Source organism: Pseudomonas sp. NFPP12 (assembly GCF_900103205.1).
GTDB classification, from domain to species: Bacteria; Pseudomonadota; Gammaproteobacteria; order Pseudomonadales; family Pseudomonadaceae; genus Aquipseudomonas; species Aquipseudomonas protegens.
The window spans coordinates 62,160-88,430 of record NZ_FMWW01000009.1 but is presented as its reverse complement, the minus strand read 5'-3'; the positions used below and the strand labels follow the sequence as shown (position 1 = coordinate 88,430).

Here is a 26,271-nt window from a genome sequence, read left to right as displayed (position 1 = left end):
GTCAGGCCGCGCCAGACGCCTTCACCGCCAGGATGCTCCCCGGCATCGAGTACAAGGCGCGTTCGGTGGTGCTGCCGATCAAGCGGCCAAAGCCGGTGCGGTGCACCGTGCCCATCACCACCACGTCCACCAGGTATTCGTCGACGAACTGGGCGATGCCCGGCACCGGCGGGCCCATGATGAAGTGGCGGAATTCCTGGGGCACGTTGTGCTCATCCCCCAGGCGTTCGAATTCCTTGTGCAGGGAGTCGCGCAGCTCGTCCAGGCAGTTGACGCTCCAGGCGGTGGACGCCACCGGCGCCACGCCATCGAGCATCGGCATCAGGTCGTAGGCGTACAGCAGGTGCAACTGGGCGTCGCATTGCAGGGCCAGGGCGTGGGCGGTCTGGATGATCTGCGTATTGAGCCCGCGGATCTGGGTGTCGGACTGGGCCGGGTCCACCGCGGCGACAATCCGCCGGGGCAGTTTGTGCGGCGCGTCGTTGACCAGGTGCACCGGCACCGGCGCCTCGCGCAGCAGGTGGCAATCCAGCGGGGTGACGAACACGCGCTTGAGGGCCGACTCCAGGGTCACGTCCTTGATCAGCAGGTCAGGCCGGAACTCGTCGATGTAGGCGAGCATGTCCTTGAGCACCTGGGTGCTCCAGATCACCTGGGTGGTGACCTGCACGCCCTCCTCGGCCATCCACTGCGCTTCCACCTGCAACCAGCGCTCGTGGCGCTGCAGGTAGGCTTCGCGCTCGCTGTCTTCCAGGTGTTCTTCCCACAGATAGGTGCGCGCCGGCGGTTCGACGAACACCAGGGCGTGCAGCGCCGCGCCGCTGGCCCGGGCCAGGGCAACGGCACGGCGCGCCGCGGGGGATTGATGCTGCTGTGGATCGGCGATCAGCAACAGACGCTGGTACTGGCTCATGGTGCTCCTCCTTGGGCGATACGTGAGCTTGAGTGTGGAATGCCGTGCTACCGGGCGCCTTGATCGGTATCAAGGGCGCCCGGTGGCACGGGTCATGGGGTGATGGCGATCTTCATCACGCCGTCGCGCTGGCTGGCGAACAGCTCGTAGGCGGCCTCGATATCGTCGAGCTTGAAGCGGTGGGTCACCAGCGGCTTGAGGTCCACCTGGCCACTGGCGACCACCTCCATCAGCCGGCGCATGCGTTCCTTGCCGCCCGGGCACAGGGTGCTGAGGATGCTCAGGTCGCCCAGGCCGGCGGCATAGGCATCCAGGGGAATGCGCAGGTCGCTGGAATAGACCCCAAGGCTCGACAGCTTGCCCCCCGGGCGCAGCACCCGCAGCGCCGACTCGAAGGTGCCCTGGGTGCCCAGGGCCTCGATCGACACATCGACCCCGCGACCGTCGGTGAGGTCCATGATCTGCTTGACCACGTCGCCCTGCTTGAAGTCCACCACATGGGTCGCCCCCAGCCCGCGCGCCACGCTCATGCGCGCGGCCACGGTGTCGACGCCAATGATGGTGGTGGCACCCTTGAGCCTTGCTCCGGCCACCGCGCACAGGCCGATGGGGCCCAGGGCGAACACCGCCACGCTGTCGCCGATGTTCACCTCGGCACGCTCGGCGCCGGAGAAACCGGTGGACATGATGTCCGGGCACATCAGCACTTCTTCATCGCTCAGGCCGTCGGGGATCGGGCACAGATTGGCCAGGGCGTCCGGCACCCGCACGTATTCGGCCTGGCAGCCATCGATGGTGTTGCCGAATTTCCAGCCGCCCGTGGCGCGGAAGCCGTGGCGGGTGTCCGGGCCGTCCTGGGAGCCGCAACCGCAGAGGCAGGCGTAGCTCTGGCCGCTGGGGGTGATGGCCCCGGCGATCACTCGCTGGCCCTCGTGGAAGCCGCGCACCTGGGAGCCCAGGCGCTCGATCACCCCCACCGGCTCGTGGCCGATGGTCAGGCCCTTGGCCACCGGGTATTCACCCCGCAGGATGTGCACGTCGGTGCCGCAGATGGTGGTGGTGGTGATCCGCACCAGGGCGTCCAGCGGACCGATTTCGGGGATGTCCTTGTCTTCCAGCACGATGCGGTTCTTCTCCACGAATACCGCTGCTTTCATCTTGGCCATGTTGCCGATCTCCATTGCCGGGAAGGGGTCTGCGCGAATCCGCAGGTCTGCTGACAGACTGCGCGGATACCCCGAGGAAGGGCTTGATCATGGTCAAACAATGGCCCCTTGGCGGCCGCTGGGGCGACCGTGTGTCGCAAACTCGCCCTTCAGCCCTGCTGCCGGCGCCGCACCAGGCACAACAACAGCGCCGCAACCCCGCACAGGCCCAGGGTCGGCCCCAGGGCCTGGCCCCAGCCCACCAGCAGCAACCCGGCGCCAATCAGCAGGTAGTAGAACAGGCCGAACCCGGCCCCGGCGCTGCCCAGCCGGTCGCTGTAGGCCGCCAGCGCCGAGCCGAGGATATTGGGGATGGCCAGGCCGAAGCCCAGCACCACGCCGAGCATGGGCAGCAGCAACCACAGGCTGTGCCCAAGCGCTGTCACCCCGAGGCCACCCAGGGTCACCGCCAGGGCCGCCAGCCGCAGCAGGGTGTCACCGGACCAGCCCCGCCCCAGCAGCCGACGATTGAGCCAGGCCCCCAGCCCCGAAGCCAGGGCCAGGCCCGCACCGCTGTAACCAAAGCCCTGCTCGCCCCACCCCAGGTCGCGAAACAGGAACGGCCCGAGGCTGTAGTAGCTGAGCAAGGCCACATTGAACAGCGCCACCAGCAGCGCCGAGCGCCAGATGCCCGGGTCCCTGAGCATGTGCCACAAGGTCCCGGCCAGAGGCGCCAGGTGCGGCGCCGGCGCACGGGTTTCCGGCAAGGCCCGGGCGCACCAGCCGAGCAAGGCCAGGGCCAGCACCAGCAACCCGGCCAGCGCGCCCTGGTAGCCCCAGGCCCGCACCAGCCCGGCGCCACTGAACAGGCCAATGGCCGGGCTGGCCGCCAGGACCATGCCCACCAGGGAAAACACCCGCACCAGTTCACTGCCGCGAAACAGGTCGCGCAGCAGGGTCTGGGTCACCACCGAGCCCGCCGCCACGCCCAGGGCGGCGAGGGCCTGGCACAGCAACAGCGCGGTAAAACTCTGCACCTGCAATTGCAGCCCGATGGCCAGGACATACAGCGTCAGGCCACCCAGCAAGGCCGGGCGCCGGCCCCAAAGATCGCTCAAGCGCCCCCACAGCAGCACCCCCGGGGCAAACCCCAGAACAAACACCGAAAGACTCTGGGCCGCTTGCGCGGGGGCCACGCCAAAGGCCCGGCCAAGATCGGCCAGGGCCGGGCTGTAGAGGGTCTGGGCGAGCTGCGGGAACATCAGCAGGGCCAGGGCCAGGGGCAGCAGGGAACGGGGATTCATCAGGCAGTGCTCGGCAAAAAAACATGCCGGCGATTCTAGGCAGCGGCGCCTGGCGTATTATCGCAACCCTGCCAACAAACATCGGAAGTACGCCAATCATGGCCTGGCTCGAACCACAGGCACTCTTCGACCCCGACCGCTTCGACGCCCCCCTGCTGGGCATCGCCGCGACCCTCGGCGACCACGATTCCGGCCTGCACCGCCACCGCCGCGGGCAATTGCTGTACACCCGCCAGGGCTGCACGCGGATCACCCTGGACCATCGCCTGTGCCTGCTGCCGCCCTCGCGGGCGGCGTGGATTCCCCCGGGGGTCACGCACCGCGCGCAAATGCAGCAGAGCGTGGACTACCGTTCGCTGTACTTCAGCGCCGAACTGAGCCGGCGCCTGCCGGCCGAAGTGGCGGTGATCGAGGTCAGCCCGCTGCTCCAGGCGGTGCTGGAACCCATGGCCCAGGCCGCCTTCGACTGCGACTGGAGCCAGGGCCGCTACCCGCACCTGCTGGGCCTGTGCATCGAGGAAATCCGCCAGGCCCTGCACCAGCCCCTGTCGCTGCCCCTGCCCCGGGACAAACGCCTGCAACCGCTGCTGGCGGACCTTGAGCAACTGCCGCCGCAATTGCAGGTACTGGCTACCCGGGTCGGCGCCAGCAGCCGCACCATCGGCCGGATCTTCCAGCGTGAAACCGGCCTGAGCTACCAGCAATGGCGCCAGCAGTGGCGGCTGATGCGCGCCATCGAACTGCTCGCCACAGGCCGCGGCATCGGCTACAGCGCCTGCGCACTGGGCTTTGCCAGCGACAGCATCTTCATCGCCTTCTTCAAGGCCATGACCGGCACCACGCCGCGGGCGTATTTCAACACCTGAAAGGCCTCAGCTACCGTAGACCTTCTGTGCCGGCGCCCGCTGCTCCAGCAGTTGCGCCACCGCCGCACCTATCTGCGTCACCTCCCAGCGCGCCTGGCGATCCAGACTCGGCCCGGAACGCCAGCCCTCGGCCAGCGCGAGCTTGCCGCCTTCGATCTCGAACATCTGCCCGCTGACCCCCGCAGACTCCTCAGAACCGAGCCAGACCACCAGCGGCGCGACATTTTCCGGAGCGAAGTGATCGAAACCGGCCTCGGGCTTCTTCATCACTTCGGCGAACACCTGCTCGGTCATGCCGGTTCGCGCCGCCGGAGCCAAGGCATTCACGGTCACCCCGTAACGCTGCAACTCCGCGGCCTGGACCAGGGTCAGGGAGGCGATGCCGCCCTTGGCCGCGGAGTAGTTGGACTGGCCGACGGAGCCCTGCAGGCCGGCCCCGGAACTGGTGTTGATGATCCGCCCGCTGACCGCAACCCCGGCCTTGGCCCGATCCCGCCAGTAGCGCGCGGCGTGGCTGGCGATGCAGAAATGGCCCTTGAGATGTACGGCCACTACCTGGTCCCAGTCGGCCTCGCTGAGGCTGCTGAACATGCGGTCGCGACAAATTCCGGCGTTGTTCACCAGCACATGCAGATCACCGAAGCACTCCAGGGCTTGCCGGACAATCCGTCCGGCCGCCTCGTAGTCGGTGATGTCGTCGCTGTTGGCCACGGCGCTGCCGCCCTGGCCGGTGATCTGCGTTACCACCGCATCGGCCGCTGCGCGATTGATGTCATTGACCAGCACCCGGGCGCCGGCCTCGGCAAAAGCCAGGGCATAGCAGCGGCCCAGGCCTGCGCCGGCCCCCGTGATGATCACAACGCGGTTTTCACAGATATTCATCTTTACGAGTCCTCGGGCTGCTGTTCTACAAACGTTCGATGATGGTCACGTTGGCCTGGCCGCCGCCTTCGCACATGGTCTGCAGGCCAAAGCGCCCACCACTGCGCTCCAGCTCATGCAGCAGGCTGCACATCAGCCGGGTGCCGGTGGCGCCCAGGGGATGACCCAAGGCAATGGCGCCGCCATTGACGTTGGTCTGGGCGTGGGGATAACCGGTTTCCTTGAGCCAGGCCAGGGCCACCGATGCGAAGGCTTCGTTGATCTCTACCCGGTCGATGTCTTCCAGGCGCATGCCGGCGCGGCGCAGGGCATGAGCGGTAGCGGGGATCGGCGCGGTGAGCATCCAGATCGGGTCGGCGGCGCGCACGCTCAAATGATGGATACGCGCGCGCGGGGTCAGGCCATAACGCTTGAGCGCGGTTTCGGAGACGATCAGCAGCGCGCTGGCGGCATCGCAGGTCTGGCTGGATACCGCCGCCGTCACCCGGTCGCAACCGAACAGGAATTCCAGCTCGGCCATTTGCGCCAGGCTGGTGTGGCGCGGCGTCTCGTCCTGTTCGACCCCAGCCAGGGGCAGGATCTCCCGAGCAAAGCGCCCCTGTTCCTGCGCCTGCAAGGCCCGGCGATGGGACTCCAGGGCGTACTCCTCGAGCGCCCCCCGGGACAGCCCCCACTTCTCGGCAATCATCTGCGCCGCGCGAAACTGCGTCGGCGGCTGCGGGCCGTAGCGCCGCACCCAGCCCTCGGAACCGCTGAACGGATCGCTGAAGCCCAGGGGTTCGGCGGCGCTCATGGCCGAGGCGATGGGAATCTGGGTCATGGTCTGCACACCACCGGCGATCACCACATCCTGGGTACCGCTCATCACTGCCTGGGCGGCAAAATGCACCGCTTGCTGGGACGAACCGCACTGGCGGTCAATGGTGGTGCCGGGCACCTCCTCGGCCAGCCCGGCAGCCAGCCAGCTGGTCCGGGCGATATCCCCGGCCAGGGGGCCAATGGTGTCGACGCAACCGAAGATCACGTCGTCGTAGTCCACTTCGGGGATGCCGTTGCGTGCCACCAGAGCGCGCAGCACATGGCCCCCCAGGTCAGCGGCGTGGACCCGGCTCAGGCCGCCCTTGCGCCGTCCGGTGGGGGTACGCAGGGCATCAACGATATAGGCTTCAGGCATGTCTGCCTCCACATTCAAAGGTCTGGCCGGCGCCAAGCGGCGCCTGCGGGTCGAACAGCGCCTGGCGCACCCGTGCCTTGTGCAAGCAACGGTCGCCCCAGGTTTTGTCCAGGGCCCAGGCACGCTTCATGAACAGTTGCAGATCGACCTCCCAGGTGTAGCCCATGGCGCCATGGGCCTGGATCGCGTTCTTCGCGGCCAGCAAGGCCGCCTCGGCACAGGCCAGCTTGGCGTGAGAGACGTGCGCGTCCAGGCCGGGACCACCCTGATCCAGGGCCCAGGCCGCGCGAAACAGCGGGCCCTTGGCGAACTCGACCTGCACCGCGACATTGGCCATCAGGTGCTTGACCGCCTGGAACGACCCCACCGGCTGGCCGAACTGCTTGCGCTCGAAGGTGTAGTCCACCGCCAGGTCGACCATGCGCCGGGCCAGGCCGAGCAACTGCGCCGCCGTCCCCACAGCGCCACGATTGAAGGCCTCGGCCCAGAGCTGTCGGCCTTGAGTAGCGTCGGCCACGCAGGTGGCAGCGCTGGGCGTCCAGTGGACCTGGAACAACTGGCGGCTGGGGTCCATCGATTCGTTGCGAACCAGACGCACCGCCGCCGGCTCCAGCGCATGCACCTCATCACCGTGGGCCAGTAACAGCAGGTCGGCGACATGGGCATCGCTGACCAGAACCTGCCCCGGCTGCGCCACCGCCAGCCGCGTGCCGCCCTCGGCGATACGCGTCAGCCAGTGCTGCTTCAGCGCTGCCCGAGCCTCATCGAGGGCCGCCAGCAGCGGCACGCCGATCAGCGCCGTGTCCACCCAGGGCTCGGCCAGGGCGGCATAACCACACTCCTGGGCCAGCAGCACCACATCGACCATTTGCAGGCCCATGCCACCGTATTGTTCGGGCACCGTCAGCAGGTTCAGGCCCAGGTCCGACAACTGGCCCCAGAGCCGCTCGCAACGGCCGCTGGGGCTTTGCCACAGCTCGCGCAAGCGTTCCGGAGGCACCTCGTTGATCAGGAACTTGCGCAGGTTGTCCTGGAACAGCAATTGATCGGGAGTAAAGCTGAAATCCATGGTCTGCTCCTCAGGCCCGGGGCATGCCCAGCATGCGTTCGGCAATGATGTTGCGCTGGATCTCGTTGGTCCCGGCGTAGATCGAACCGGCCTGGGCGAACAGGAAGCCCTCCAGCCACTGGCCGACGTCGCCGGCCGCAGGAGCATCGGACAGCAACTCGCCGCGCTGGCCGAGAATGCTCATGGCAATCTCGTGCAAGCGTTGGTCGAGCTCGGACCAGAAGATCTTGTTGGTGGACGATTCCGGGCCAATCTTGCCGCCCTGGACCAACTGCGAAGCGGTCATGTAGGTGTTCAGGGTATAGGCCTCGGCATCGAGCCAGGCGCGCATCACCGCCTCGCCGATACTCGGGTCGAGGTCGGCGCTGGCGCGGTTGGCCTGGTACAGCTGCACCAGGCGGCGCGCGCTTTCCTGATAGCGCGCCGGCGAACGCAGCAGCAGCCCGCGCTCGAAACCGGCGGTGGACATCGCCACGTGCCAGCCCCGGCCCTCGCCGCCCAGGACATTCTCCAGCGGCACCTTGACGTCATCGAAGAAGATGTCCGCAAAACCCGGCAGGCCGTTGAGCTGGCGGATCGGCCGCACGGTCACCCCCGGGCTGTCCAGGGGCACCAGGATGAACGTCAGGCCGTGGTGGCGCCGGGACTCGGGGTCGGTGCGAAAGATCCCGAACGCCCAGTCGGCCCAGACTGCCCGGGTCGACCAGGTTTTCTGGCCGTTGAGCACATAGTGGTCGCCGACCCGTTCGGCCCGCGAGCGGATCGCCGCCATGTCCGAGCCGGCACCGGGTTCGGACCAGGCCTGGGCCCAGATCTGCTCACCCGTGGCCATGGCCGGCAGGAAGCGCATTTTCTGCTCTTCAGTGCCGAACTCCATCAGGGTCGGACCGAGGAGGAAGATACCGTTCTGGTTGACCCGCGCCGGAGCCCCCGCGCGGTAATACTCCTCTTCGAAGATCAGCCACTGGATCAGGTCGCAGCCGCGTCCGCCCATCTCCCGGGGCCAGGTGACCATGCCCCAGCGCCCCTGGTTGAGCCTGGCCTCCCAGGCCCGGTGCTGGGCAAAGCCCTGTTCGGTGTCGAAGGAAGCCAGCGGCTGGTCGGGCACGTTGGCCTCCAGCCAGGCCCGGGCCTCGGCCCGCAGCGCCTGCTGCGCGGGGGTGTAGTTCAGATTCATGCAAGTGCCTTCAGCCGTTGAAGTGAGCAGCGCGCTTCTCGACGAACGAGTCACGGGCTTCCTGGGAGTCCAGCGAGCGATAGGCTTCGAGGGTCAAGCCTTGCTCACGGCGGTATTTGTCTTCGAGGTCGCCATCCTCGATGGCATTCAAGGCTTCCTTGGCCAGGGCGATCATGGCCGGGCTCTTGGCGGCGATGGTCCGGGCCACCTCCAGGGCCGCCGCGCGCAGCTCCTCGCGCTTGACCACCCGCTCCACCGCCCCCAGGCGCCAGGCCTCGGCGGCATCGATCATCTGTCCGGTGAAGTACATGTGGCGCACCTTCTGCAACGGAAACAACCGTTGCAGGTGCGCGCCGCCGCCCATGGCCCCGCGGTCCACCTCCGGCACGCCGAAGCGCGCGCAGTCGGCGGCCAGCACCAGGTCGGCGGCGCCGCAGATGCCGATGCCGCCGCCCAGGACAAAGCCATGGACCGCGACAATCACCGGCTTGGGGTTGCGATGAATGGCCTTGAAGGTGTCGTAGTTACCCTTGTTCACCGCCACGATCAGGTCGCTGTCGGCAGCCAGCTCCTTGATGTCGACCCCGGCGCAGAAGCCCCGGCCCTCGGCCCGGATCAGAATCACCCGGACTTCAGGGGCCTGGCCCAGCCGCTGGATTTCCCGGGCGATGTCGGCCCAGCCCTGGCAGTTGAAGGCATTCACCGGGGGCCGGTCGAACACCAGCTCGGCGATGCCGTTTTCGATACTCACTTTGAATGCTTGCATGGGGGGCTCCTTCACGAGAGACGGCGGCACAGGTCCTCCAGGCGCGCTTGCGCGTCCTGGACGATCTGCTCGATCAATTCGGCGCAGCCGGGCAGGTTGTCGATGCTGGCGGCAACCTGACCGGCAGGCAGCACACCTTCGGCCGGAAGGCCTTCAACCATGGCTTTCTGGATCACCATCGGTGCATTGGCGGCCATCAGGCTCTGGGCCAGGGTCAGCCCGCCGCTCCGCTGCTGGTTCAAGGCCGCCAGCAACAGTTGGACCAGGCTCAGACCACTGTGCCGGCGGTAGGCCAGCCCGCTTCCCAGGGCCAGCCACAGGCGGCGCAAGGCTCCACCGGTTTCCAGGCGCTGGAGCAATTCGTTGCGGATCATCCGCTGCGGCATGCCGTCGACGGCCCGGCTGACGATGATCTGCGCCGGGTCGCTGACCGCCAGGTAACGCGCCAGGGTCGCCGCGGGCACCGGGCTGTCGGCGCTCATCAGAAAGCGCGTGCCCATGGCGATGCCCGCCGCCCCCTGGGCCAGGGCGGCCACCAAGCCGGCGCCGTCCTTGAACCCTCCAGCCGCCACCACCGGCACCGGCACCGCGGCCAGTACCTGACTCAGCAACTGCGAGGTCGGCACCGTGCCGGTGTGCCCGCCGCCCTCGGCGCCTTGCACCACTACCGCGTCGGCGCCCATGGCCACCGCCTTCTGCGCGTGCTTGAGCGCGCCCACCGTGGGAATGCAGACCACCCCGGCGTCCTTGAGCCGGGCAATCATCTGCTGGCCCGGCGAACGGCTGTAGCTCACCGCGCGCACCCGGTGCTTGAGCACCAGTTCGACAATCTGCGGTGCATTGGCCTGGTACAGATGGAAGTTGACCCCGAACGGCTGCGCCGTCAGACGCCGGGTTTCGAGGATTGCCGCCTCCATCTGCTGCGGCTCGATGGTGGCCCCGGCGAGAAAGCCGAAGCCGCCAGCATTGCCGGTGGCCGCCACCAACCTGGGGTCGGCGACCCAGCCCATGGCGGTCTGGATGATCGGGTAGCGACAACCGAGCAGTTCGGTCAGCGGCGTATCGAGGGCAATCGCCATGTTCAGGCACCCTCGCGGCGCTGGGAACGGGCCATGGCCCGAGCGTCGTAACCCCCCAGCCGGTCGCCGGAGACCAGTTCGTTGTGGGCATGGGCAAAGTGATGCAGGCCGAAAGCCATGTCCATGCTGGAGCGCTTGCCCATCAGGTCCTCGGCGTTGTTCACCGCCTGTTTGCTCAGTTGCAGGCCCAGGCGCGGCATCTGCGCGATGCGCCCGGCAATGTCCAGTGTTTCCCGCTCCAGCTCGGCACGCGGCACCACTCGGTTGAGCATGCCCATCTGCAGCGCCCGAGCCGCTGGCATGCGTTCGCCGAGGAACAGGAACTCCTTGGCGATGCGGGCATTGAGTTCATGCACATGGGCGAAATACTCGACCCCGGGAATGCCCATGCGCACCACCGGGTCGGCGAAGTAGGCGTCGTCGCTGGCGATGATCAGGTCGCAGACCCAGGCCAGCATCAATCCGCCGGCAATGCACGCCCCCTGGACCATGGCGATGGTCGGCTTGGGCATCTCCCGCCAGCGCCGGCACATGCCCAGGTAGACCTCCTGCTCCCGGGCATAGAGAAACTCGCCACCGGGCTTGTCGACATGGTCGTACCACAGGCTGGCACGCTCGAAGCTCTGGTCGACGTCGCGGCCCGGGGTGCCGATGTCGTGGCCGCTGGAGAAATGCTTGCCGGCGCCGCGCAGCACGATGACCTTGACCCCGTCGTCGTCACAGGCCCGGCGAAAGGCTGCGTCCAGGGCGTAGGTCATGCGCGAATTCTGCGCGTTGTGGTACTCCGGGCGGTTCAGGGTGACCAGGGCCACTCCCTCGCGCACTTCGTACAGCACCACAGGCTCTGGGTTCTTATCGTTGTGTTCAGGCATTGCTTGGCTCTCCGAAACGGGGTCCGCTCAGCCGACGCTGCGCAGCCCCGGCGGGTTGTCTTTGAGTTGCAGGGCCCGCAGGTTGTGCGGATCAAGGCGCTGGATCAGTTGCAACTGCTCAAGGGTCGGTGCCGCCGTGGTCGGGCAATGCTGCGGCACATGCAGGGCAAAGCCGGTGTTGTCCTGCACCTGGGCAAGGCTCACCCCGGGGTGCAGCGAACGCACGCGCATCTGCCGTTGCGGGCCCTGGAAATCGAGGACGCAGAGGTCGCTGACGATCAGGCGCAGGTCGATGTCGTCCAGGGACCAGCCCCGGGCCAGGCGCGCCGGGTTGTAGCCGACCGAAGCCACCACATCCACCTCGCCTTCGACGAACACCCGACGGCTGTGGCTGGTCACGCAAAACGAGTTGGCATGGCTGATGGAGTTGCCGGGAAAACCGCGCACCCCGAGCATCTGTGCCTTGGGCCGGGCGTAGTCGCCAATGCAGGAAATATTGCCCTGGCCGAAACGATCGATCTGCGACGGGCCGACCATGGCATGGCGCCGCCCGCCCCAGAGGTTGTCGAAGATCCGCGAAAAGCCCATCCAGGCATCGCGCTTGGGCTGGTAACCATCACGCGGGCCAAGGGGCACCGGCTCGGCCACCAGCCAGGCTTCGGAGTCGGTCATCAGCAACTGGCGGTTGCAACTGAGCATGGCCAGGGAAGCGGCCAGCCGCGGGATCACCCCGATCCCGGTGGCGAGGACGTCACCGTCCTCGGCGAAGGCTTCAGAGGCCGCGCAGATCATCAGTTCGGCGAGACTGTAAGTGCTGCTGTTCATGGCGAGGCTTCCTTAGAAAATCGGCAACGGCAGTTGGCGGATGGCCTTCAGGCCGCCGACCTTGTCCAGGTAGTCCTGATGGCTGCAGTCGACGTACTCGCGGCGGTACTCCTGCCAGCCATCGGCACGCTGCGCAGAGGCGTTGTAGGTATTGAAATGCGCGACATCGAAGCCATACAGCGGTGCACAGGAAGACGGGTGCGCACCACCGGGCACATGGGCCACGGCGCTGGTCAGGTTGGGCTCCCAGAACACCTGCCGGGCCTGCCCCGGATCGCTGTGCAGGGTGTCGCGCTCCAGCAGCTCGTCGCAGGTCACGTAGGTACGGGCCGCAGCACGCACCAGCAGGTCATCCATGTAGTGGTCCGGTCCGCCGATCTGGCACAGCCCTCGGCTGTCGGCACGGTCGACATGGATCAGCGCCGCATCCAGCTTCAGCGCCGGCATCGCCACCCAGTCCCGGGCGTCGGCGTAGGGCGAGGCGATCAGCTTGATCTCGGGGTTGTGGCGCAACACATCAGTGCCCAGGCCCGCCGCCGTGGGCAGGAACGGCACGCGCATCGCTGCCGCCCGCAGCCCCAGCAGAAGCATGCCTTCGTCGATTTCCATGACCTGCAACTCGCCCTGCTGGCGAGCCTTGCGGAAGTAAGGCTCCAGCGCAATGAAATCCAGGGAGACAAAGGCGAACACCAGCTTGCGGATCTTGCCGGCGGCGCACAGCATGCCGACGTCGGCGCCGCCATAGGCGACCACCGTCAGGTCCTTGAGGTCCGAACGCAGGATCTCGCGGATCAGTGCCATGGGCTTGCGCCGCGGCCCCCAGCCGCCGATGCCCAGGGTCATGCCATCGCGCAACTGAGCGACCATCTGCGCGGTGCTCAGGGTCTTGTCCTGGCTCATTGTGCTTGCTCCCGGCCGACGCTGAAGTCATGGCCCCAATGGCTGACCACCGTGCTCTCGAACGGCGTGTGTTGCTGCCAGTCCACCACCAGGCCGTCGCAGCCGTATTCCAGGTCAAAGCCCGATGGGGTCTTGATGTAGAAGGAAATCATCTGATCGTTGGTGTGCTGGCCCAGGGTCGCGGAAAGCTTCACCCCGTGGGCGTGGACCCGATCCAGGGCGCGACCGACTTCGTCCAGCCCCTGGACCTCCACCATCAGGTGCACGCAGCCATGGGGCATGGGGCATTCGAAGATCGCCAGGGAATGGTGGCGGGCGTTGTTGCAGTGCAGAAAGTGCAAAGCCTTTTGCGGCTCGGCCGGGTCGGGGGTGAAACGCACCTTCATCAGGTCGGAGAGACCAAACCCCATGACCTGCTCATAGAACTCGCGGCAGCGCTCGAAGCTCGGCGCCGGCAGCACCACATGGCCCATGCCCAGGTCGTTGGTGACAAACCCCTTGAGCCCCACCGGCGAGACGAACCGGGCGAAATCCTGGCGCGGTCCCCAGAACACTTCATGGCGGTTGCCATCGGGGTCGAGAAAATGCGCCAGCTCCTGGACCTTGCGCTCCTCGGCCTGCGCGGCGCTGCCACGGTGCGCTGTCACCCCGTGCTGTTGCAGCTGCGCCAGGGCCTGCTCGAAGGCATCCTTTCCGGCCACTTCCCAGCCGCAGGCGCCGAAGCCGTCCTCGTTGCTGTGCTGGACCAGGATCCGGTAGGGCCGGTCGTCCATCTTCAGGTACAAGTGCTGCTCATCAGCCCCCGGCACGACCATCATCCCCAGCACCTGGCTGGCGTAATGGCGCCACTGCGACAGGTCCCGTGACCGCAAGGTGACGTAGCCCAACCCGCGAATATCCATGCAAGCACTCCTCGTTCAGCTCAACCCGTCCTCCTGGCAAGGAGGCCTTATGCAGCAGGATTTAATCGCCTGAGCGCGGCCCCGGCATCGTCCAATGGGACTAGCGCATCCGTGTGCCGAAAGCGGCCGTAAATGCCCCGGCGCAAAAACAAAAAAACCGCTTTGCCCTTACGGCAAAGCGGCGTGGCCAAAAGCTTGCAGCGCTAAGAGTCAGGCCTTGCGAAAATGCGGAATGACCTTCTCGCCGATATTGCGCAGGGTCTCCAACTGCGCCCATTGCGGCACGGTGCCCATCTGGCAGATGAACAGGATCTCGTCGGCGCCGGCATCCACCAGGCGCTGCACATAGCCGATGCAGTCATCCACGGTGCCGTAGGCGTGGTTGGGGTTCATCATGGCCATGGTCGGATCGGAGAAATCCACGCTGACCTCCTCGGAGGCAAAACGCGACTTGATCACGCTCTGGCCACTGCCGTCGACGTAGGTATCGTCCTGCCACTTCGCCGGGTCCGGGCGCTCGCCGCCGCCGTACCAGTAGCCCAGGGATTCCATGAAATAGCGCTGGCCGCGAATGCCAATGCGCCGCGCCTCCAGGTTGTCATCGAGGACGATCGCCGGGCACAGCGCGGCGATGTGCCGGTTGGGCCGGAAGCCCACCTGCTGGCGAGGGTCGCGGCTGTCCCAGGCCTGGTGATAGACCTCGACCTTCTTGGCGATTTCCTCGGGGCCACCAAAGCCCAGCACCAGGGCGCCCATGCCCCGGCCGCCGGCGTTCTTCAGCGATTCGGTGTTTGTGCAGGCCAGGTACATCGGTGGGTGCGGGTCCTGGTAGGGCTTGGGGTGGATCGGCCGCTTGGGGATCTGCACAAAGTCGCCGTGGTGCTCGATTTCGTCCTGGACGAAGATTTTCGGGATCAGGTACATGGCCTCGTCGATCTGCGGTTGCAGGGTCGCCAGGTCGTAGCCGAAGGTCCCGGCCTCCTGCTGGGTGCCGCCCTTGCCCACGCCAAAATGCACCCGGCCCTTGGACAGCAGGTCGAGGGTGGCGATGCGCTCGGCGACCTTGACCGGGTGGTTCATCGCCGGCGGCAGGCAGACCACGCCGTGACCGATGCCGATGCGCTCGGTCTTGCCGGCGACAAAGGCCAGCACGGTTTCCGGGGCGGACATGTGCGAATAGTTGGTCAGCGCCGTGTGCTCGACACACCAGAACGTGTCGAACCCCAACTGGTCGGCGAGCACGGCCTGCTCGACGGTTTCTTCGAAGACCTGCCGATCGCCGGCACGGCTGGCGTCCAGGGTCTGGGCTTCATAAATCAGGGAAAATTTCATGCTCGATCCTTGTGGTCGTAAAAAGCAGGCTCGGCGTGCTGCTCGTGCCTTGGCCTGCATGCTCGGGCAAAGCCCGGCCGGCGGAATCACGCAAACGGACTAGGGCTGTCGAGGCCTGCCGCCTAGAGGAAAAAGTCGCTGCTGTCCTGGCCCATGGCGACGCTGCCCAGGTTCCAGGCGTACTTCGCCGGATGGTTGGCGACGTGGGCACGGCCGGTATGGATGTCACGGAAGGCGCGGTTGATGCCGTGCCCGCGAAAGATCGTCGAGGCGCCGCTGTTGAACATCAGGTCGGTCACCGCCGTGGCGCACTTTTGCACCACCAGCGATGAGTCGTAGCGCATCTTTACCCGCTCCTGCATGCCCAGTGGCGTACCCTCCCGGGCCCGTTGCAGCATCAACTCGAAGTTGCTCAGCAGCACCGTCCGGCATTCGTCGACACATACCATGGCGTTGGCCAGGGCCGACTGGGCCGCTGGGTCCTGGACCATCTTGCGACCGTCATTGACCCCCACCCGAGCCCGGTTATGGGCAATGAACTGCGCGACCGCTCCTTGCAGGGCTCCGATGGCCGAGGACGACACTGCGCGCACGAAGATCTGCCCGAACGGCAGGCGGTACAGCGGAGCATCGTTGACCGCGTTGCCCGGGCTGTCCTGCATGAACCCGTCGAGGGCACGATGGGTGCGGTACTCGGGAACGAAGGCGTTCTCCACCAGGATGTCGTGGGAACCGGTGGCCGCAAGTCCCATGACGTCCCAGTTGTCGAGAATCTGGTAGTCCTGGCGCGGCACCAGGAAGGTCCGGTAGTCCGGCGCGCCGCCGGGTTCCGCGGCCGGCACCATGGCGCCGAGGAACACCCAGTCACAGTGCTTGCAGCCCGATGAGAAGCCCCAGCGGCCGCTCAGGGTGAAACCACCCTCGGTACGCGCCACCCGTCCCACCGGCATATAGGAAGAGGAAATCAGCACGCTGCTGTTCTCGCTCCACACGTCCCGGGCCGCGCGGTCATCGAACAGCGCCAGTTGCCAGTTGTGGATCGCGACCACCCCCAGCACCCAGGCAGACGACATGCAGCCCTCAGCGAGGGTCATCTGCACTCGGAAGAAATCATTCGGCTCCAGTTCGTAACCGCCCCAGCGTGCCGGTTGCAGAATGCGAAAGAACCCGGCCTGCTGAAAATCGTTCAGGGTCTGGTCCGGCAAGCGGCCGAGCCGCTCGGCCTCGGCCGCTCGTTCGCGCAGGACCGGCACCAGTTCCTCGGCCTGTTGGTAGAGGCGCTGGCGAAGCACATCGTGGTTGAGCATCAGGTCGTTCTCCTTGGGAACCCCGTCCGCCGGGGCGCGCGTGCTACGGCGGGCAACCGCCTGTTGCGGCGCATTCAAACAACCGTCCGCCCACCCGGCATCCCTCAAACGGACCATATGCCCGGGCTTCCGGATTTCCTCCGGGGTCAGGGCCTGTTGCTGTTTGACGACAGGCCCTAGTCCCCTTGGACGATGTTGGCCCCCTGCCCCGTTGCCAGAATTCATCGCACTCCATGCACCACGAACGAGGGCTGTGCGATGAAAGACGTCAATCTGCAAGCAGACATGCTCCAGGCCATGCGCCGCCTGGCCAAGTCGGTCACCATCATCAGTACCAGCAACGGCGCCGAGCGCTTTGCCATGGCCGCCACCGCGGTGGACTCCCTGAGCACCGAGCCGCCATCGCTGCTGATCTGCATCAACAAGAGCGCCTCCTCCCACGCAGCCCTGGCCACCGGTGCCGGGTTCTGCGTGAACATCCTCGGCCTGGAGCAGCAGGCCCTGGCCCACCTGTGCAGCGGCGCAATCAAGGGCGAGGCACGCTTCAGCAGCGGCAACTGGCTGACCAGCGACGAAGGCATTCCCTACCTGGGGGACGCCCAATCAGCGATTCTGTGCCGCCAGGACGGGCACTTCAGCTACGGCACCCATACTGTGTTCATCGGGCGTATCGTGCGCATCCATACCAGCCCCAGTATCACCCCGCTGGTCTACCTCGACGGCCGCTACACCACCACCGCCCAGCCGGCCCAAACCCAGGCCTGCGCCGGTTGATTCGGGACATGGACTGCCGCGCGCCGCTGCGCATCGACACTCACGCCCCGCCCCACTGGGACGACGCCTGTGACTGGCTGGTGGTGGGCTTCGGTGCCGCCGGAGCCTGCGCCGCCATCGAGGCCGCCGAGCAGGGCCTGCAGGTGCTGGCCCTGGACCGCTTTGCCGGCGGTGGCGCCAGCGCTCTCAGCGGCGGAGTGATCTATGCCGGCGGCGGCACGCCCTACCAGCGCCAGGCCGGCTACAACGACAGCCACGAGGCGATGTTCGACTACCTGCGCGAGGAAGTCGGCGATGCCGTCGGCCAGCGCACCCTGGCCGACTTCTGCGCCGCCAGTCCCGGGCAACTGCAATGGCTGGAACGCCAGGGCGTGGCTTTTGAAGCCAGCGTGCCACCGCACAAGACCTCCTACCCCAGCGACCGCTTCTATCTTTATTACTCGGGCAACGAAGCCCTGCCGCGCTATGCAGCGCTGGCGGCCCCCGCTCCCCGAGGCCATCGCTGCAAAGGCCCGGGCCTGTCCGGTGCGCACCTGTTCCAGGCGCTCAAGGACAGCGCCCTGGCCAAGGGCGTGCGCCTGCAGAGCCAATGCGCGGTACGCCGCCTGGTGGTCGACGATCAACAGCGGGTGGTCGGCGTCGAAGCCTGGCGCCTGGCTCCCGATAGCCGCGCCGCGCGCCGCCATGCACGCCTCGAGCGCTGGGCCCAGGCCCTGCACATGTATGTTCCGGCCCTGGCCCGCCACCTGCGCAAACAGCAACAACGCATCGAAGCCGGCAGCGCCGAACGCCGGCTGATCAGCGCCAGAAAAGGCGTCCTGCTGAGCGCCGGCGGTTTCATTCTCAACCGCCTCTGGGTGGCCGAGCATGCGCCGCGCTACCTTGCCGGCCTGCCCCTGGGCGCCGGTGGTTGCGACGGCAGCGGCATCGCCCTGGGCCAGAGCGTGGGCGCCGCTGTCGCGCGGATGGACAAGGTCAGCGCTTGGCGTTTCATCAATCCGCCCCTGGCGTGGGCCCGGGGCTTGATCGTCAATGGCCAGGGCCAGCGCTACGCCAACGAAGAGCAATATGGCGCCACCCTTGGCCAGGCGATGGTCGAACAGCAGCAGGGGCGTGCATTGCTGGTGCTCAACCGGACACTGGTGCGCCAGGCCCTGAAACAGATAGGCCCGGGCCAGGTCTGGCAGTTCCAGCGCCTGCCAGTGCTGCTCAACCTGCTGTTCAACGCCCGACGGAGCAACGACCTGGCAACCCTGGCCCGGCGCTGCGGCCTGCCGGAGCAGGCCTTGAAAGATAGCGTCGAGCGCTACAACCAGAGCGCCCGGGGCGAATGCGCCGATCCGTTTGGCAAGTCCGCGGCCATGCTCGCCTCCTTGGAACAGGGCCCCTGGTATGTCCTCGACCTGTCCTTTGCCAGCCGCCTGTTCCCTTGCCCGGTGATCACCCTCGGCGGCCTCAGGGTCTGCGAACGAAGCAGCCAGGTGCTGGATGCCCAGGGCACACCGATCGCCGGCCTCTACAGCGCCGGGCGCAACGCCGTGGGCGTCGCTTCCAACCTCTATGTGTCGGGCCTGTCTCTGGCCGACTGCATCTATTCCGCGCGCCGGGCCGCCCGTCATGTGGCCGGGCAAACCGCGGCTCAACCCGCACCATCAGGAGAATCACCATGCAACGTGTAGAAGGCAAAGTCTGCATCGTCACCGGCGCCGCCAGCGGTGTCGGCCGTGAGGACGCCCTGCTGCTGGCCAGCCAGGGCGCCAAGGTCGTACTGACCGACGTGAACCAGGAAGCCGGCCACCAAGTGGCTGCGCAGATCGGCGAAAACGCCCTGTTCCTGGCCCACGACATCACCCGCGAAGACGACTGGCAGCGGGTGGTGGAAACCACCGTGCAGCACTTCGGTCGCCTCGATGTGCTGGTCAACAATGCGGCGATCCTGGCCATGGCCAATATCGAGGACACGTCGCTGGAGCTGTGGCGCAAGGTGCTGACCGTCAACAGCGACGGCTATTTCCTGGGCTGCAAGTACGCCATCGCAGCGATGAAGCACAGCGGCGGCGGTTCGATCATCAACATGTCCTCGGTGGCGGCCCTGGGCGGTCTGCCGCTGTTCTGCGCCTACTCCGCCTCCAAGGGCGCGGTGGCGGCATTGACTCGCTCCGTGGCCGTGCACTGCAAGCTGCAGGGCTACCGCATCCGCTGCAACAGCGTGCACCCGGACGGCATCAACACACCGATGACCCAGGCCCTCATCGGCGGCCAGTCGGTGCCCCAGGAAACCCTCGACCAGGACCCGATGAACCGCATGTGCGCGCCGCGTGATGTGGCCAACGCGGTGCTGTTCCTGGCCAGCGACGAATCGCGCTTCGTCAATGGCGCGGAGATACTCGTCGACAACGCGCAACTGATCAGCGGGATCTATGAGCCGAGGTGAAGATGGGCACGCCAATGTTCAACGCCAGCGTATCGGACAGCGCCGCATCGGCCGCTGGCAGCTATCGCCTGCAGGTGGCCGCGGTGATCGAGGAAACCGCCGACGCCCGCTCCCTGGTGCTCGATGTCCCCAGCGAGTTGCGTGAGCGTTTTCGCTACAAACCGGGGCAGTTCCTGAGCTTTCGCGTGCCCTGCGCGGGCCAGTTGCTGATCCGCTGCTATTCCATGGCCAGCTCGCCCCTGTGCGATCCACAGCCCAAGGTCACGATCAAGCGTGTGGCCGGGGGCCGGGTATCGAACTGGATGAACCAGCAGGTGCAGGTCGGTGACTGGCTGGAGGTGCTGCCCCCGGCCGGGCACTTCTGCCTGGAGAGCAATGCCGATAGCGACGAGCAGCGTCCGCTGGTGCTGTTCGGCGGCGGCTCGGGCATCACCCCGGTATTCTCCATCCTCAAGTCAGTGCTGCACGCCGGGCGCCGGCCGGTGACCCTGGTCTACGCCAACCGCGACGAAGCCTCGGTGATCTTCAAGGACGAACTGCAACAGCTGGCCCGGACCCACGAGCCGCGTCTGGAAGTCCTGCACCTGCTGGACTCGGTTCAGGGTTTCGTCACTGCGGCCCAGGTTCGCCAACTGCTGCATGCGCGCCGGGGCGGCGAGTATTTCATCTGCGGCCCGGCGCCCTTCATGGACACTGTGGAAAGCACCCTGCTAGACCTGGGTGAGCCACGCCAGGCGATCCATGTCGAGCGTTTCCTGTCGCCGCCCGACCCGCAACCCCAGGCACAGCAGCAGGTCGAGCACGCCGCCGGGCAGTCCTGCCAGGGCCTGACCGTCGAACTCGACGGCCAGGCCCACAGCCTGGCGTGGCACCCGGGGCAGACTCTGCTGCAAAGCTGCCGGGCCGCCGGGCTGGAGGTGCCGGCGTCTTGCGAGGAAGGCATCTGCGGCGCCTGCATGTGCCGGGTGGAACAGGGCCGCACACGGCTGGCCCACAACGCCGTGCTCAGTGCCCAGGAGCTGGCCGATGGCTGGACGCTGGCCTGCCAGAGCCACCCCGACACGCCGGTGGTGCGGGTGCGCTTTCCGGATTAGGGGCGCCTGCGCCTCTAGTCTCAACGGACGACCCGGCAGCGCCGGGCAACGATTAGACTCGACCGCCAGGATTGGCCTACAACAATAAAAGAGGTGTATGCATGGCTCGGTTGCAAAACAAGGTCGCGGTGGTCACCGGCGCGGCTTCAGGTATCGGTCTGGCCTGCGTCCGGCGCTTCGCCGCGGAGGGTGCCCAGGTGGTGGGGCTGGACATCGGCAACGCACCGGCGGACTTTCCCGGGCGCTTCATGACCCTCGACGTGCGCGACGAGGCCCAGGTCGAGCAGGTGATGGAAGAAATCATCGGCCACTATCGCCGGGTCGATGTGCTGGTCAATGCCGCGGGCGTCGCCGACCAGGGCAGCGTGACCCAGACCAGCACCGCCAACTGGCAACGGGTGCTGGACATCAACCTGACCGGCAGCATGCTCACCAGCAAGTACCTGCTGGGGGCCATGGAGGCGCAACGCGGCGGCTCGATCATCAACATTGGCTCGATCTTCGGCCTGCAAGGCTGCGACGGCAATGTCGCCTACAACGTGTCCAAGGGCGGTATCAACCAGCTGACCCGCTCCATGGCGGTGGACTACGGTTACGCCAACATCCGCGTCAATGGCCTGTGCCCGGGGCTGATCGAAACGCCGATGACCAGCATGGTCCGCGAACAGGCCGAATTCCACGCCTACTTCGCTTCCCAGCACATGCTCAACCGTTCCGGGCAACCGGAAGAAGTGGCCGCCGTGGCGCTGTTTCTGGCCTCCGACGAGGCCTCTTTCGTCAGCGGCCAGATGATCGCCGTGGACGGCGGCTTCTCTGCCGGCCGCCGCTTCGCGCCACCGCCAGCCTGAGTGGTTAGAGCCTGTTCACGATCTAGCGAGCGACGCTCAGGCATTTTTAACGCCGCATGAGCTAAGCGCAGCAGATCGTGAACAGGTTCTTAGCGGCCTGGCTCTCTGCCAGGCCGCCTCCCCCTTCGTTCAACAATCCTCTGCCTGAGGAGGCACCATGCCGTCTGCGCTCAACGCTCCCACCATCGCTCATCTGTTCGCCCGGGCAGCCCTGGCCTACGGCGACCGCCCGGCCATCGAGGACGCCGGCAGCATCAGTTACCTGCAGCTCGACCGCCTGCGCCAGCAGGCCGCCCGGGCCTTGCTGGCCCTGGAGGTCAAGGCCGGGGACCGGGTGGCGATCTGGGCCCCCAATACCTGGGAGTGGATTGTCGCCGCCGGCGCCCTGCACAGCGTCGGCGCCGCCCTGGTGCCGCTCAACACCCGGATGAAGGGCAACGAGGCCGGCTATATCCTGCGCCAGAGCGGCGCCTGCGTGCTGTTCGCCATCGGTGAGTTCCTCGGCGTCGACTATCCGCAGATGCTCGCCGGCGAAAGCCTGCCTGAACTGCGCCAGATCATCAGCCTGCGCTCGCCCTCGCCGGCGGCCCTGGACTGGGACAGTTTCATGGCCCTGGCCGGCCGAGTGCCCGGCAGCAGCCTGCGCCTGCGTCAGGAACAGCTCGGCCCGCAAACCCTGTCCGATGTACTGTTCACCTCCGGCACCACCGGCAAGCCCAAGGGCGTGATGACCAGCCATGGGCAGAATCTGCGGATAGTGCGCGACTGGAGCGACGTGGTCGGCCTGGGCGAAGGCGATCGCTACCTGATCGTCAACCCGTTCTTCCACTCCTTCGGCTACAAGGCGGGATGGCTGGCGGCGCTGATGCGCGGTGCGACCATCATTCCCCAGCAGGTGTTCGACGTCGACGCGGTGCTCGAATGCGTGCAGCGCCAGCGCATCAGCGTGCTGCCCGGCCCGCCGACGCTTTATCAGTCGCTACTGGCTCACCCCCGGCGCGATGCCTACGATCTGTCCTCACTACGGGTGGCGGTGACCGGTGCCGCGGTAATCCCGGTGGACATGATCGGACGCATGCGCGACGAGCTGGGCTTTGCCACCATCGTCACGGCCTACGGCCTGACCGAAGTCTGCGGTTTCGCCACCATTTGCCGCCCCGGCGACGATCCGCTGCGAGTCGCCCAGACCAGCGGCCGGGCGATGCCCGGGGTAGAGGTGCGGATTGTCGCCGCCGACGGCCAGTGCCAACCGCCCAATGTCCCCGGGGAAATACAGATTCGCGGCTACAACCTGATGCAGGGCTACCTCAACGACCCGCAAGCCAGCCAGGAAGTGCTGGACGCCGATGGCTGGCTCAATACCGGTGACGTCGGGGTCCTCGACGAGCAGGGCTACCTGCGTATCACCGACCGCCTCAAGGACATGTTCATTACCGGCGGTTTCAACGTCTATCCGGCGGAAATCGAGCAGTGCCTGCTGAAGTTTCCCGGGGTGGCCCAGGCGGCGGTAATAGGTATACCGGACGAGCGCCTCGGCGAAGTGGCCATGGCCTTTGTCCTGGCCACGCCGGGACAACTCCTGGAATCGACAGCACTGCTGGGCTGGTGCCGGGAACAGATGGCCAACTACAAGGTGCCGCGACGATTCCAGGTACTGGAAGCCATGCCGCTGAACGCGGCGGGCAAGGTGACCAAGCAGGTGTTGCGCCAGTGGGCCGAAAGCCGCAATTGAGGCTGGCACAGGGTGCCAAGTGCGGCTGGCGAGGCGCGTCCCTCCTGGGGACGGGCCAGCCTGCGGAGCCTGACTGCCGCGTTTTTGCCGCCGCTTTGCGCGGTGCCTGTGGAACGTCTGAATCAATGTGCGAGTGCCGAAACCCGGTGGCTGGCATTGGGGCGGCTCCGCCCCCCGCGGGAGCAAGCTCCCTAGCCACCGGCTAATTTGCGCTCGTTGCGCCGGGGTTTATATCACCCGCGCCGGATGCTGGCGCCGGGGCTCGCCCAGCAATGAGCGATGGGACGGCGGCTGGCGCCCCTGATCCTCGCTGATGCCATAGCCCGGGGCGATTTCCGCGGTGATCAGGGTCTGCCCGGACAGGCTCATCAGCCCGGGGTCATTGAGCAGCGCATGAATGACCCGGCCGTTGAACTGCGGGGTCTCGGCGTCCGCGAGAAAAGCCTGGTACTGCTCGCCGTGGTGCTCGCCGACAATCCGCGTGCGCTCGGTCAACTGCGGCCCCAGCCACAGGGACAGCGCCGCCACGCCACGCCCTTCAAAATCGATTGCCATGTCCGCCGCCAGCTTGTCGCAACCGGCCTTCTGCGCTCCGTAGGCGGGGCCGTGCATGTAGCAGCCGGCGCCGAACGACGAAGTGAAACAGACCAGCCCCTGGGCACTGCGCAGCAACAACGGCGCGGCGTAGTAACTGGCGATGTAGGCCGAACGCAAGCCGACATCGAGGATATCCACCAACTCCAGGGGCTTGTTCCAGAACGGCCCGGGCTCGATCAAGCGCTCATGGATGGCGGCCACGTTATTGACCAGCAGATCGAGGTGGCCGGCCTCCTCGGCGATCCGCGCAAACAGTGCCTGCACCTGGGCGTCGTCGGCATGCTCGCAGACCACCGGGATGCCCCGGCCACCGGCGGCGGTAATGGCTGCCGCGGTGTCCGCCAATGAACCTTGCAGCGCCTGTTCATAAAGCCGTGCCCCGGCCTTTTCCGGCGCACGCCCGGTCACGTAGACGGTCATGCCCTGTGCCCCGAGGGCCAGGGCGATGCCACGGCCCACGCCGCGACTGGCACCGGTGACCAGGGCCACCTGGGGTTGCTTGCTCTTCATTGACTGCTCCTTGCCAGAAAGGACGCCGGCTGCGACTGGCGCAGGCTTTGCGCCTTGATGTGATTGGCGGCGATATAGCCGAAAGTCATCGCCGGGCCGATGGTCGAGCCGGCTCCCGGATACGTGCGCCCCATCATCGATGCGGCGCTGTTGCCGATTGCGTAAAGGCCGAGGATCGGATGGCCGTCCTCGTGCAACACCCGGGCGTTGGCATCGGTCAGCAGGCCGCCCTTGGTGCCAATGTCCCCGGCATCCACCCGCACCGCGTAGAACGGCGCCTTGAGCAAGGGCGCCAGGCAAGGGTTGGGGCCGACGTGGGGGTCGCCGTAGTAGCGATCGAACAGCGACTCGCCCTTGTTGAAATCCTGGTCCCGGCCCTCCCGGGCCATGATGTTGAAACGCTCGATGCTACGCATCAGGCCCGGGCCGTCGATGCCGATCTGCGCCGCCAGGTCCGGCAGGCTGGCGGCCTTGTAGAAGTAGTCCTGCAGGTGTTCGGGCAGCCGCCAGTCGGGCTGGGCATAACCGGGCAACAGCGCGCCGCAGGGGTATTTGCGGCGGAACTCGGCGTCGAAGATCATCCAGCACGGCACGCTGACCGCTTCGGCCCGATTGTTCTCATACATCGCATAGACAATATCGGTATAGGGCGCCGCCTCGTTGACGAAGCGTTGCCCTGCCGAGTTCACCAGTACGCAGCCAGGCAAGGTGCGCTCGACGAACAGCGCACGCTGCTTTTCCTCACCTGCAACCCGGGTAGTGGGCGCCCACCAGCCGTGGTCCATCAAGGCAGTACGGGCGCCAATCACCTGGCCGGCACGAATACCGTCGCCGGTGTTGTGCGGTGGCGTGGCACTCCACTGGGCCTGGGACGGCTGCGGCAGGTACTGCTCGCGCATGGCCTGGTTACGCTCGAAGCCACCGGCGGCGATGATCACCCCGTGGCGCGCCTTGATGTTCAGGGTCTGGCCGTCGCGGCAGACCCGCGCGCCGCCGACTCGCTCACCGACAATCAGCAGTTCCTGCAAGGCGCAGTTGAGCCACAGCGGCCGCTGGCGATCCTGCAGCGAACAGCGCAAGGCGCCCACCAGGGCATTGCCCAGGGTCAGGAAACGGTCGCGACGCGACAGCCGCCGCCCCTCGCGATCACGCCAGTAGCGCCACATCACTCGCAGGGTCAGGCGCAGCCAGCCGGGGCCACGACACAGCAGCACCTGCGCCTCCTTCATGGTCATCGCCATGCGCCCCATCATCAGCGTGCCGGGGGAAGGCGCACGCATGCGCAGGAACTCCTCGCCCAGCTCGGCGGCATCGAAGGGTTGCGGGTCCATGGAGCGATAGCCGGGCTTGCCGCCGGGCACCTGCGGGTAGTAGTCGGAGTAAGCGGGCTGGGCCTCGAAGCGCACCCGGGTCTGCGCCTCCAGGTAGCGGACCATGTCCCGGCCCTGCTCGACATAGGCTTCGATGCGCCCGTCGTCGATCTCACCGTGGGTCACCGCGCGGACATAGGCGATCCCTTCGGCCACCGAATCGCTACCGCCCAGGGCCTGGATCCGGTGGTTGTCGGGAATCCAGATGCCACCGCCGGACACCGCCGAGGTGCCGCCGTATTCGCCACTCTTCTCGATCAGCAACGTGTTCAACCCCAGGTCATGGGCCCGCAGCGCGGCGGTCATGCCTCCTGCGCCGGAACCTATCACCAATACATCGCAGCACTCATCCCATTTGATCTTGGCGTGTTTCATCCGCGCATCTCCGCAAGGCGCCTA

At 66.8% G+C, this 26,271-nt stretch carries 24 protein-coding genes; 7 read left to right on the top strand and 17 right to left on the bottom strand.

The annotated features are described in order from the left end of the window. Nucleotide 1: 1 nt before the first annotated feature. From BLS75_RS30970 to BLS75_RS30960, 3 genes are all read right to left on the bottom strand, one after another. Complete coding sequence (locus BLS75_RS30970; RefSeq protein WP_011062349.1) at nucleotides 2–913, bottom strand: universal stress protein; 912 nt, start codon at nucleotides 911–913, stop codon at nucleotides 2–4. A 92-nt stretch (nucleotides 914–1,005) separates the two neighbouring features. Beyond that, nucleotides 1,006–2,079 (bottom strand): NAD(P)-dependent alcohol dehydrogenase, encoded by a 1,074-nt coding sequence (locus tag BLS75_RS30965; protein WP_053152835.1) that lies wholly within the window; start codon nucleotides 2,077–2,079, stop codon nucleotides 1,006–1,008. 149 nt (nucleotides 2,080–2,228) lie between these two features. Next, nucleotides 2,229–3,362, bottom strand: a complete 1,134-nt coding sequence (locus BLS75_RS30960) for an MFS transporter (protein ID WP_072452590.1) — start codon at nucleotides 3,360–3,362, stop codon at nucleotides 2,229–2,231. Nucleotides 3,363–3,460: 98 nt separating this feature from the next. Between BLS75_RS30960 and BLS75_RS30955 the strand changes: the two genes are divergently transcribed. Then, a complete protein-coding gene (locus tag BLS75_RS30955; protein WP_072452588.1) occupies nucleotides 3,461–4,228 on the top strand; it encodes an AraC family transcriptional regulator in 768 nt (255 codons plus the stop codon). Between the two features lie 6 nt (nucleotides 4,229–4,234). On the opposite strand, the gene BLS75_RS30950 is transcribed toward BLS75_RS30955, so the two are convergent. The 12 genes from BLS75_RS30950 to BLS75_RS30895 all read right to left on the bottom strand — a co-directional run bounded on the left by BLS75_RS30950 (nucleotide 4,235) and on the right by BLS75_RS30895 (nucleotide 16,513). Further along, nucleotides 4,235–5,110, bottom strand: a complete 876-nt coding sequence (locus BLS75_RS30950; protein ID WP_072452586.1) for an SDR family oxidoreductase — start codon at nucleotides 5,108–5,110, stop codon at nucleotides 4,235–4,237. 25 nt (nucleotides 5,111–5,135) lie between these two features. Then, on the bottom strand, nucleotides 5,136–6,284 hold the full coding sequence (locus BLS75_RS30945) for an acetyl-CoA C-acetyltransferase (protein ID WP_072452584.1): 1,149 nt from the start codon (nucleotides 6,282–6,284) through the stop codon (nucleotides 5,136–5,138). Beyond that, a complete protein-coding gene (locus BLS75_RS30940) occupies nucleotides 6,277–7,353 on the bottom strand; it encodes an acyl-CoA dehydrogenase family protein (RefSeq protein ID WP_072452582.1) in 1,077 nt (358 codons plus the stop codon). Before BLS75_RS30940 ends, BLS75_RS30945 begins: the two co-directional genes overlap by 8 nt. Before the next feature lie 10 nt (nucleotides 7,354–7,363). Beyond that, nucleotides 7,364–8,530 carry an acyl-CoA dehydrogenase family protein gene (locus BLS75_RS30935; protein WP_072452580.1) on the bottom strand — a complete coding sequence of 389 codons (1,167 nt, stop codon included), beginning with the start codon at nucleotides 8,528–8,530 and terminating at the stop codon, nucleotides 7,364–7,366. Nucleotides 8,531–8,540: 10 nt separating this feature from the next. Continuing rightward, the gene (locus BLS75_RS30930) at nucleotides 8,541–9,296 is read right to left on the bottom strand and encodes an enoyl-CoA hydratase family protein (protein ID WP_072452578.1); all 756 of its coding nucleotides are present in this window, start codon (nucleotides 9,294–9,296) and stop codon (nucleotides 8,541–8,543) included. An 11-nt stretch (nucleotides 9,297–9,307) separates the two neighbouring features. Beyond that, nucleotides 9,308–10,375, bottom strand: coding sequence for an NAD(P)H-dependent flavin oxidoreductase (locus BLS75_RS30925; protein ID WP_072452576.1), 1,068 nt, complete (start codon nucleotides 10,373–10,375; stop codon nucleotides 9,308–9,310). 2 nt (nucleotides 10,376–10,377) lie between these two features. Further along, nucleotides 10,378–11,247: an enoyl-CoA hydratase gene (locus BLS75_RS30920; RefSeq protein ID WP_072452574.1), complete on the bottom strand. Its 870-nt coding sequence runs from the start codon at nucleotides 11,245–11,247 to the stop codon at nucleotides 10,378–10,380. Nucleotides 11,248–11,274: 27 nt separating this feature from the next. Continuing rightward, complete coding sequence (locus BLS75_RS30915) at nucleotides 11,275–12,072, bottom strand: CoA-transferase subunit beta (protein ID WP_072452572.1); 798 nt, start codon at nucleotides 12,070–12,072, stop codon at nucleotides 11,275–11,277. A gap of 12 nt (nucleotides 12,073–12,084) precedes the next feature. After that, nucleotides 12,085–12,972 (bottom strand): CoA transferase subunit A, encoded by an 888-nt coding sequence (locus tag BLS75_RS30910; protein ID WP_072452570.1) that lies wholly within the window; start codon nucleotides 12,970–12,972, stop codon nucleotides 12,085–12,087. Next, nucleotides 12,969–13,874, bottom strand: coding sequence for a VOC family protein (locus BLS75_RS30905; RefSeq protein WP_072452569.1), 906 nt, complete (start codon nucleotides 13,872–13,874; stop codon nucleotides 12,969–12,971). The genes BLS75_RS30910 and BLS75_RS30905 overlap by 4 nt, the downstream gene beginning before the upstream one ends. Before the next feature lie 210 nt (nucleotides 13,875–14,084). Beyond that, nucleotides 14,085–15,206, bottom strand: coding sequence for an LLM class flavin-dependent oxidoreductase (locus BLS75_RS30900; protein WP_072452567.1), 1,122 nt, complete (start codon nucleotides 15,204–15,206; stop codon nucleotides 14,085–14,087). Between the two features lie 122 nt (nucleotides 15,207–15,328). Further along, nucleotides 15,329–16,513 (bottom strand): acyl-CoA dehydrogenase family protein, encoded by a 1,185-nt coding sequence (locus BLS75_RS30895; RefSeq protein ID WP_072452566.1) that lies wholly within the window; start codon nucleotides 16,511–16,513, stop codon nucleotides 15,329–15,331. A gap of 258 nt (nucleotides 16,514–16,771) precedes the next feature. On the opposite strand from BLS75_RS30895, the gene BLS75_RS30890 reads away from it, so the two are divergent. The 6 genes from BLS75_RS30890 to BLS75_RS30865 all read left to right on the top strand — a co-directional run bounded on the left by BLS75_RS30890 (nucleotide 16,772) and on the right by BLS75_RS30865 (nucleotide 23,395). Further along, on the top strand, nucleotides 16,772–17,287 hold the full coding sequence (locus tag BLS75_RS30890) for a flavin reductase family protein (RefSeq protein ID WP_072452564.1): 516 nt from the start codon (nucleotides 16,772–16,774) through the stop codon (nucleotides 17,285–17,287). A gap of 8 nt (nucleotides 17,288–17,295) precedes the next feature. Further along, entirely contained in the window at nucleotides 17,296–18,966 is a 1,671-nt protein-coding gene (locus BLS75_RS30885; RefSeq protein WP_072452562.1) for an FAD-binding protein, read from the top strand. Further along, entirely contained in the window at nucleotides 18,954–19,721 is a 768-nt protein-coding gene (locus BLS75_RS30880; protein ID WP_072452561.1) for a glucose 1-dehydrogenase, read from the top strand. The genes BLS75_RS30885 and BLS75_RS30880 overlap by 13 nt, the downstream gene beginning before the upstream one ends. 14 nt (nucleotides 19,722–19,735) lie before the next feature. Continuing rightward, a complete protein-coding gene (locus BLS75_RS30875; RefSeq protein WP_072452830.1) occupies nucleotides 19,736–20,815 on the top strand; it encodes a ferredoxin--NADP reductase in 1,080 nt (359 codons plus the stop codon). Between the two features lie 101 nt (nucleotides 20,816–20,916). Further along, complete coding sequence (locus BLS75_RS30870) at nucleotides 20,917–21,663, top strand: SDR family NAD(P)-dependent oxidoreductase (protein WP_072452559.1); 747 nt, start codon at nucleotides 20,917–20,919, stop codon at nucleotides 21,661–21,663. Between the two features lie 157 nt (nucleotides 21,664–21,820). Beyond that, complete coding sequence (locus BLS75_RS30865; RefSeq protein ID WP_072452558.1) at nucleotides 21,821–23,395, top strand: FadD3 family acyl-CoA ligase; 1,575 nt, start codon at nucleotides 21,821–21,823, stop codon at nucleotides 23,393–23,395. Between the two features lie 228 nt (nucleotides 23,396–23,623). Here BLS75_RS30865 and BLS75_RS30860 read toward each other — a convergent pair whose 3' ends face one another. Next, a complete protein-coding gene (locus BLS75_RS30860) occupies nucleotides 23,624–24,502 on the bottom strand; it encodes an SDR family NAD(P)-dependent oxidoreductase (RefSeq protein WP_072452556.1) in 879 nt (292 codons plus the stop codon). Next, a complete protein-coding gene (locus tag BLS75_RS30855; protein WP_072452554.1) occupies nucleotides 24,499–26,247 on the bottom strand; it encodes an FAD-dependent oxidoreductase in 1,749 nt (582 codons plus the stop codon). Before BLS75_RS30855 ends, BLS75_RS30860 begins: the two co-directional genes overlap by 4 nt. Nucleotides 26,248–26,271: the final 24 nt, after the last annotated feature.

What these genes read in the sequence shown, in the direction of transcription:
- BLS75_RS30970 (WP_011062349.1), bottom strand. Translation starts at nt 913, where the DNA reads ATGAGCCAGTACCAGCGTCTGTTGCTGATCGCCGATCCACAGCAGCAT.
- BLS75_RS30965 (WP_053152835.1), bottom strand. Translation starts at nt 2,079, where the DNA reads ATGGCCAAGATGAAAGCAGCGGTATTCGTGGAGAAGAACCGCATCGTG.
- BLS75_RS30960 (WP_072452590.1), bottom strand. Translation starts at nt 3,362, where the DNA reads ATGAATCCCCGTTCCCTGCTGCCCCTGGCCCTGGCCCTGCTGATGTTC.
- BLS75_RS30955 (WP_072452588.1), top strand. Translation starts at nt 3,461, where the DNA reads ATGGCCTGGCTCGAACCACAGGCACTCTTCGACCCCGACCGCTTCGAC.
- BLS75_RS30950 (WP_072452586.1), bottom strand. Translation starts at nt 5,110, where the DNA reads ATGAATATCTGTGAAAACCGCGTTGTGATCATCACGGGGGCCGGCGCA.
- BLS75_RS30945 (WP_072452584.1), bottom strand. Translation starts at nt 6,284, where the DNA reads ATGCCTGAAGCCTATATCGTTGATGCCCTGCGTACCCCCACCGGACGG.
- BLS75_RS30940 (WP_072452582.1), bottom strand. Translation starts at nt 7,353, where the DNA reads ATGGATTTCAGCTTTACTCCCGATCAATTGCTGTTCCAGGACAACCTG.
- BLS75_RS30935 (WP_072452580.1), bottom strand. Translation starts at nt 8,530, where the DNA reads ATGAATCTGAACTACACCCCCGCGCAGCAGGCGCTGCGGGCCGAGGCC.
- BLS75_RS30930 (WP_072452578.1), bottom strand. Translation starts at nt 9,296, where the DNA reads ATGCAAGCATTCAAAGTGAGTATCGAAAACGGCATCGCCGAGCTGGTG.
- BLS75_RS30925 (WP_072452576.1), bottom strand. Translation starts at nt 10,375, where the DNA reads ATGGCGATTGCCCTCGATACGCCGCTGACCGAACTGCTCGGTTGTCGC.
- BLS75_RS30920 (WP_072452574.1), bottom strand. Translation starts at nt 11,247, where the DNA reads ATGCCTGAACACAACGATAAGAACCCAGAGCCTGTGGTGCTGTACGAA.
- BLS75_RS30915 (WP_072452572.1), bottom strand. Translation starts at nt 12,072, where the DNA reads ATGAACAGCAGCACTTACAGTCTCGCCGAACTGATGATCTGCGCGGCC.
- BLS75_RS30910 (WP_072452570.1), bottom strand. Translation starts at nt 12,972, where the DNA reads ATGAGCCAGGACAAGACCCTGAGCACCGCGCAGATGGTCGCTCAGTTG.
- BLS75_RS30905 (WP_072452569.1), bottom strand. Translation starts at nt 13,874, where the DNA reads ATGGATATTCGCGGGTTGGGCTACGTCACCTTGCGGTCACGGGACCTG.
- BLS75_RS30900 (WP_072452567.1), bottom strand. Translation starts at nt 15,206, where the DNA reads ATGAAATTTTCCCTGATTTATGAAGCCCAGACCCTGGACGCCAGCCGT.
- BLS75_RS30895 (WP_072452566.1), bottom strand. Translation starts at nt 16,513, where the DNA reads ATGCTCAACCACGATGTGCTTCGCCAGCGCCTCTACCAACAGGCCGAG.
- BLS75_RS30890 (WP_072452564.1), top strand. Translation starts at nt 16,772, where the DNA reads ATGAAAGACGTCAATCTGCAAGCAGACATGCTCCAGGCCATGCGCCGC.
- BLS75_RS30885 (WP_072452562.1), top strand. Translation starts at nt 17,296, where the DNA reads ATGGACTGCCGCGCGCCGCTGCGCATCGACACTCACGCCCCGCCCCAC.
- BLS75_RS30880 (WP_072452561.1), top strand. Translation starts at nt 18,954, where the DNA reads ATGCAACGTGTAGAAGGCAAAGTCTGCATCGTCACCGGCGCCGCCAGC.
- BLS75_RS30875 (WP_072452830.1), top strand. Translation starts at nt 19,736, where the DNA reads ATGTTCAACGCCAGCGTATCGGACAGCGCCGCATCGGCCGCTGGCAGC.
- BLS75_RS30870 (WP_072452559.1), top strand. Translation starts at nt 20,917, where the DNA reads ATGGCTCGGTTGCAAAACAAGGTCGCGGTGGTCACCGGCGCGGCTTCA.
- BLS75_RS30865 (WP_072452558.1), top strand. Translation starts at nt 21,821, where the DNA reads ATGCCGTCTGCGCTCAACGCTCCCACCATCGCTCATCTGTTCGCCCGG.
- BLS75_RS30860 (WP_072452556.1), bottom strand. Translation starts at nt 24,502, where the DNA reads ATGAAGAGCAAGCAACCCCAGGTGGCCCTGGTCACCGGTGCCAGTCGC.
- BLS75_RS30855 (WP_072452554.1), bottom strand. Translation starts at nt 26,247, where the DNA reads ATGAAACACGCCAAGATCAAATGGGATGAGTGCTGCGATGTATTGGTG.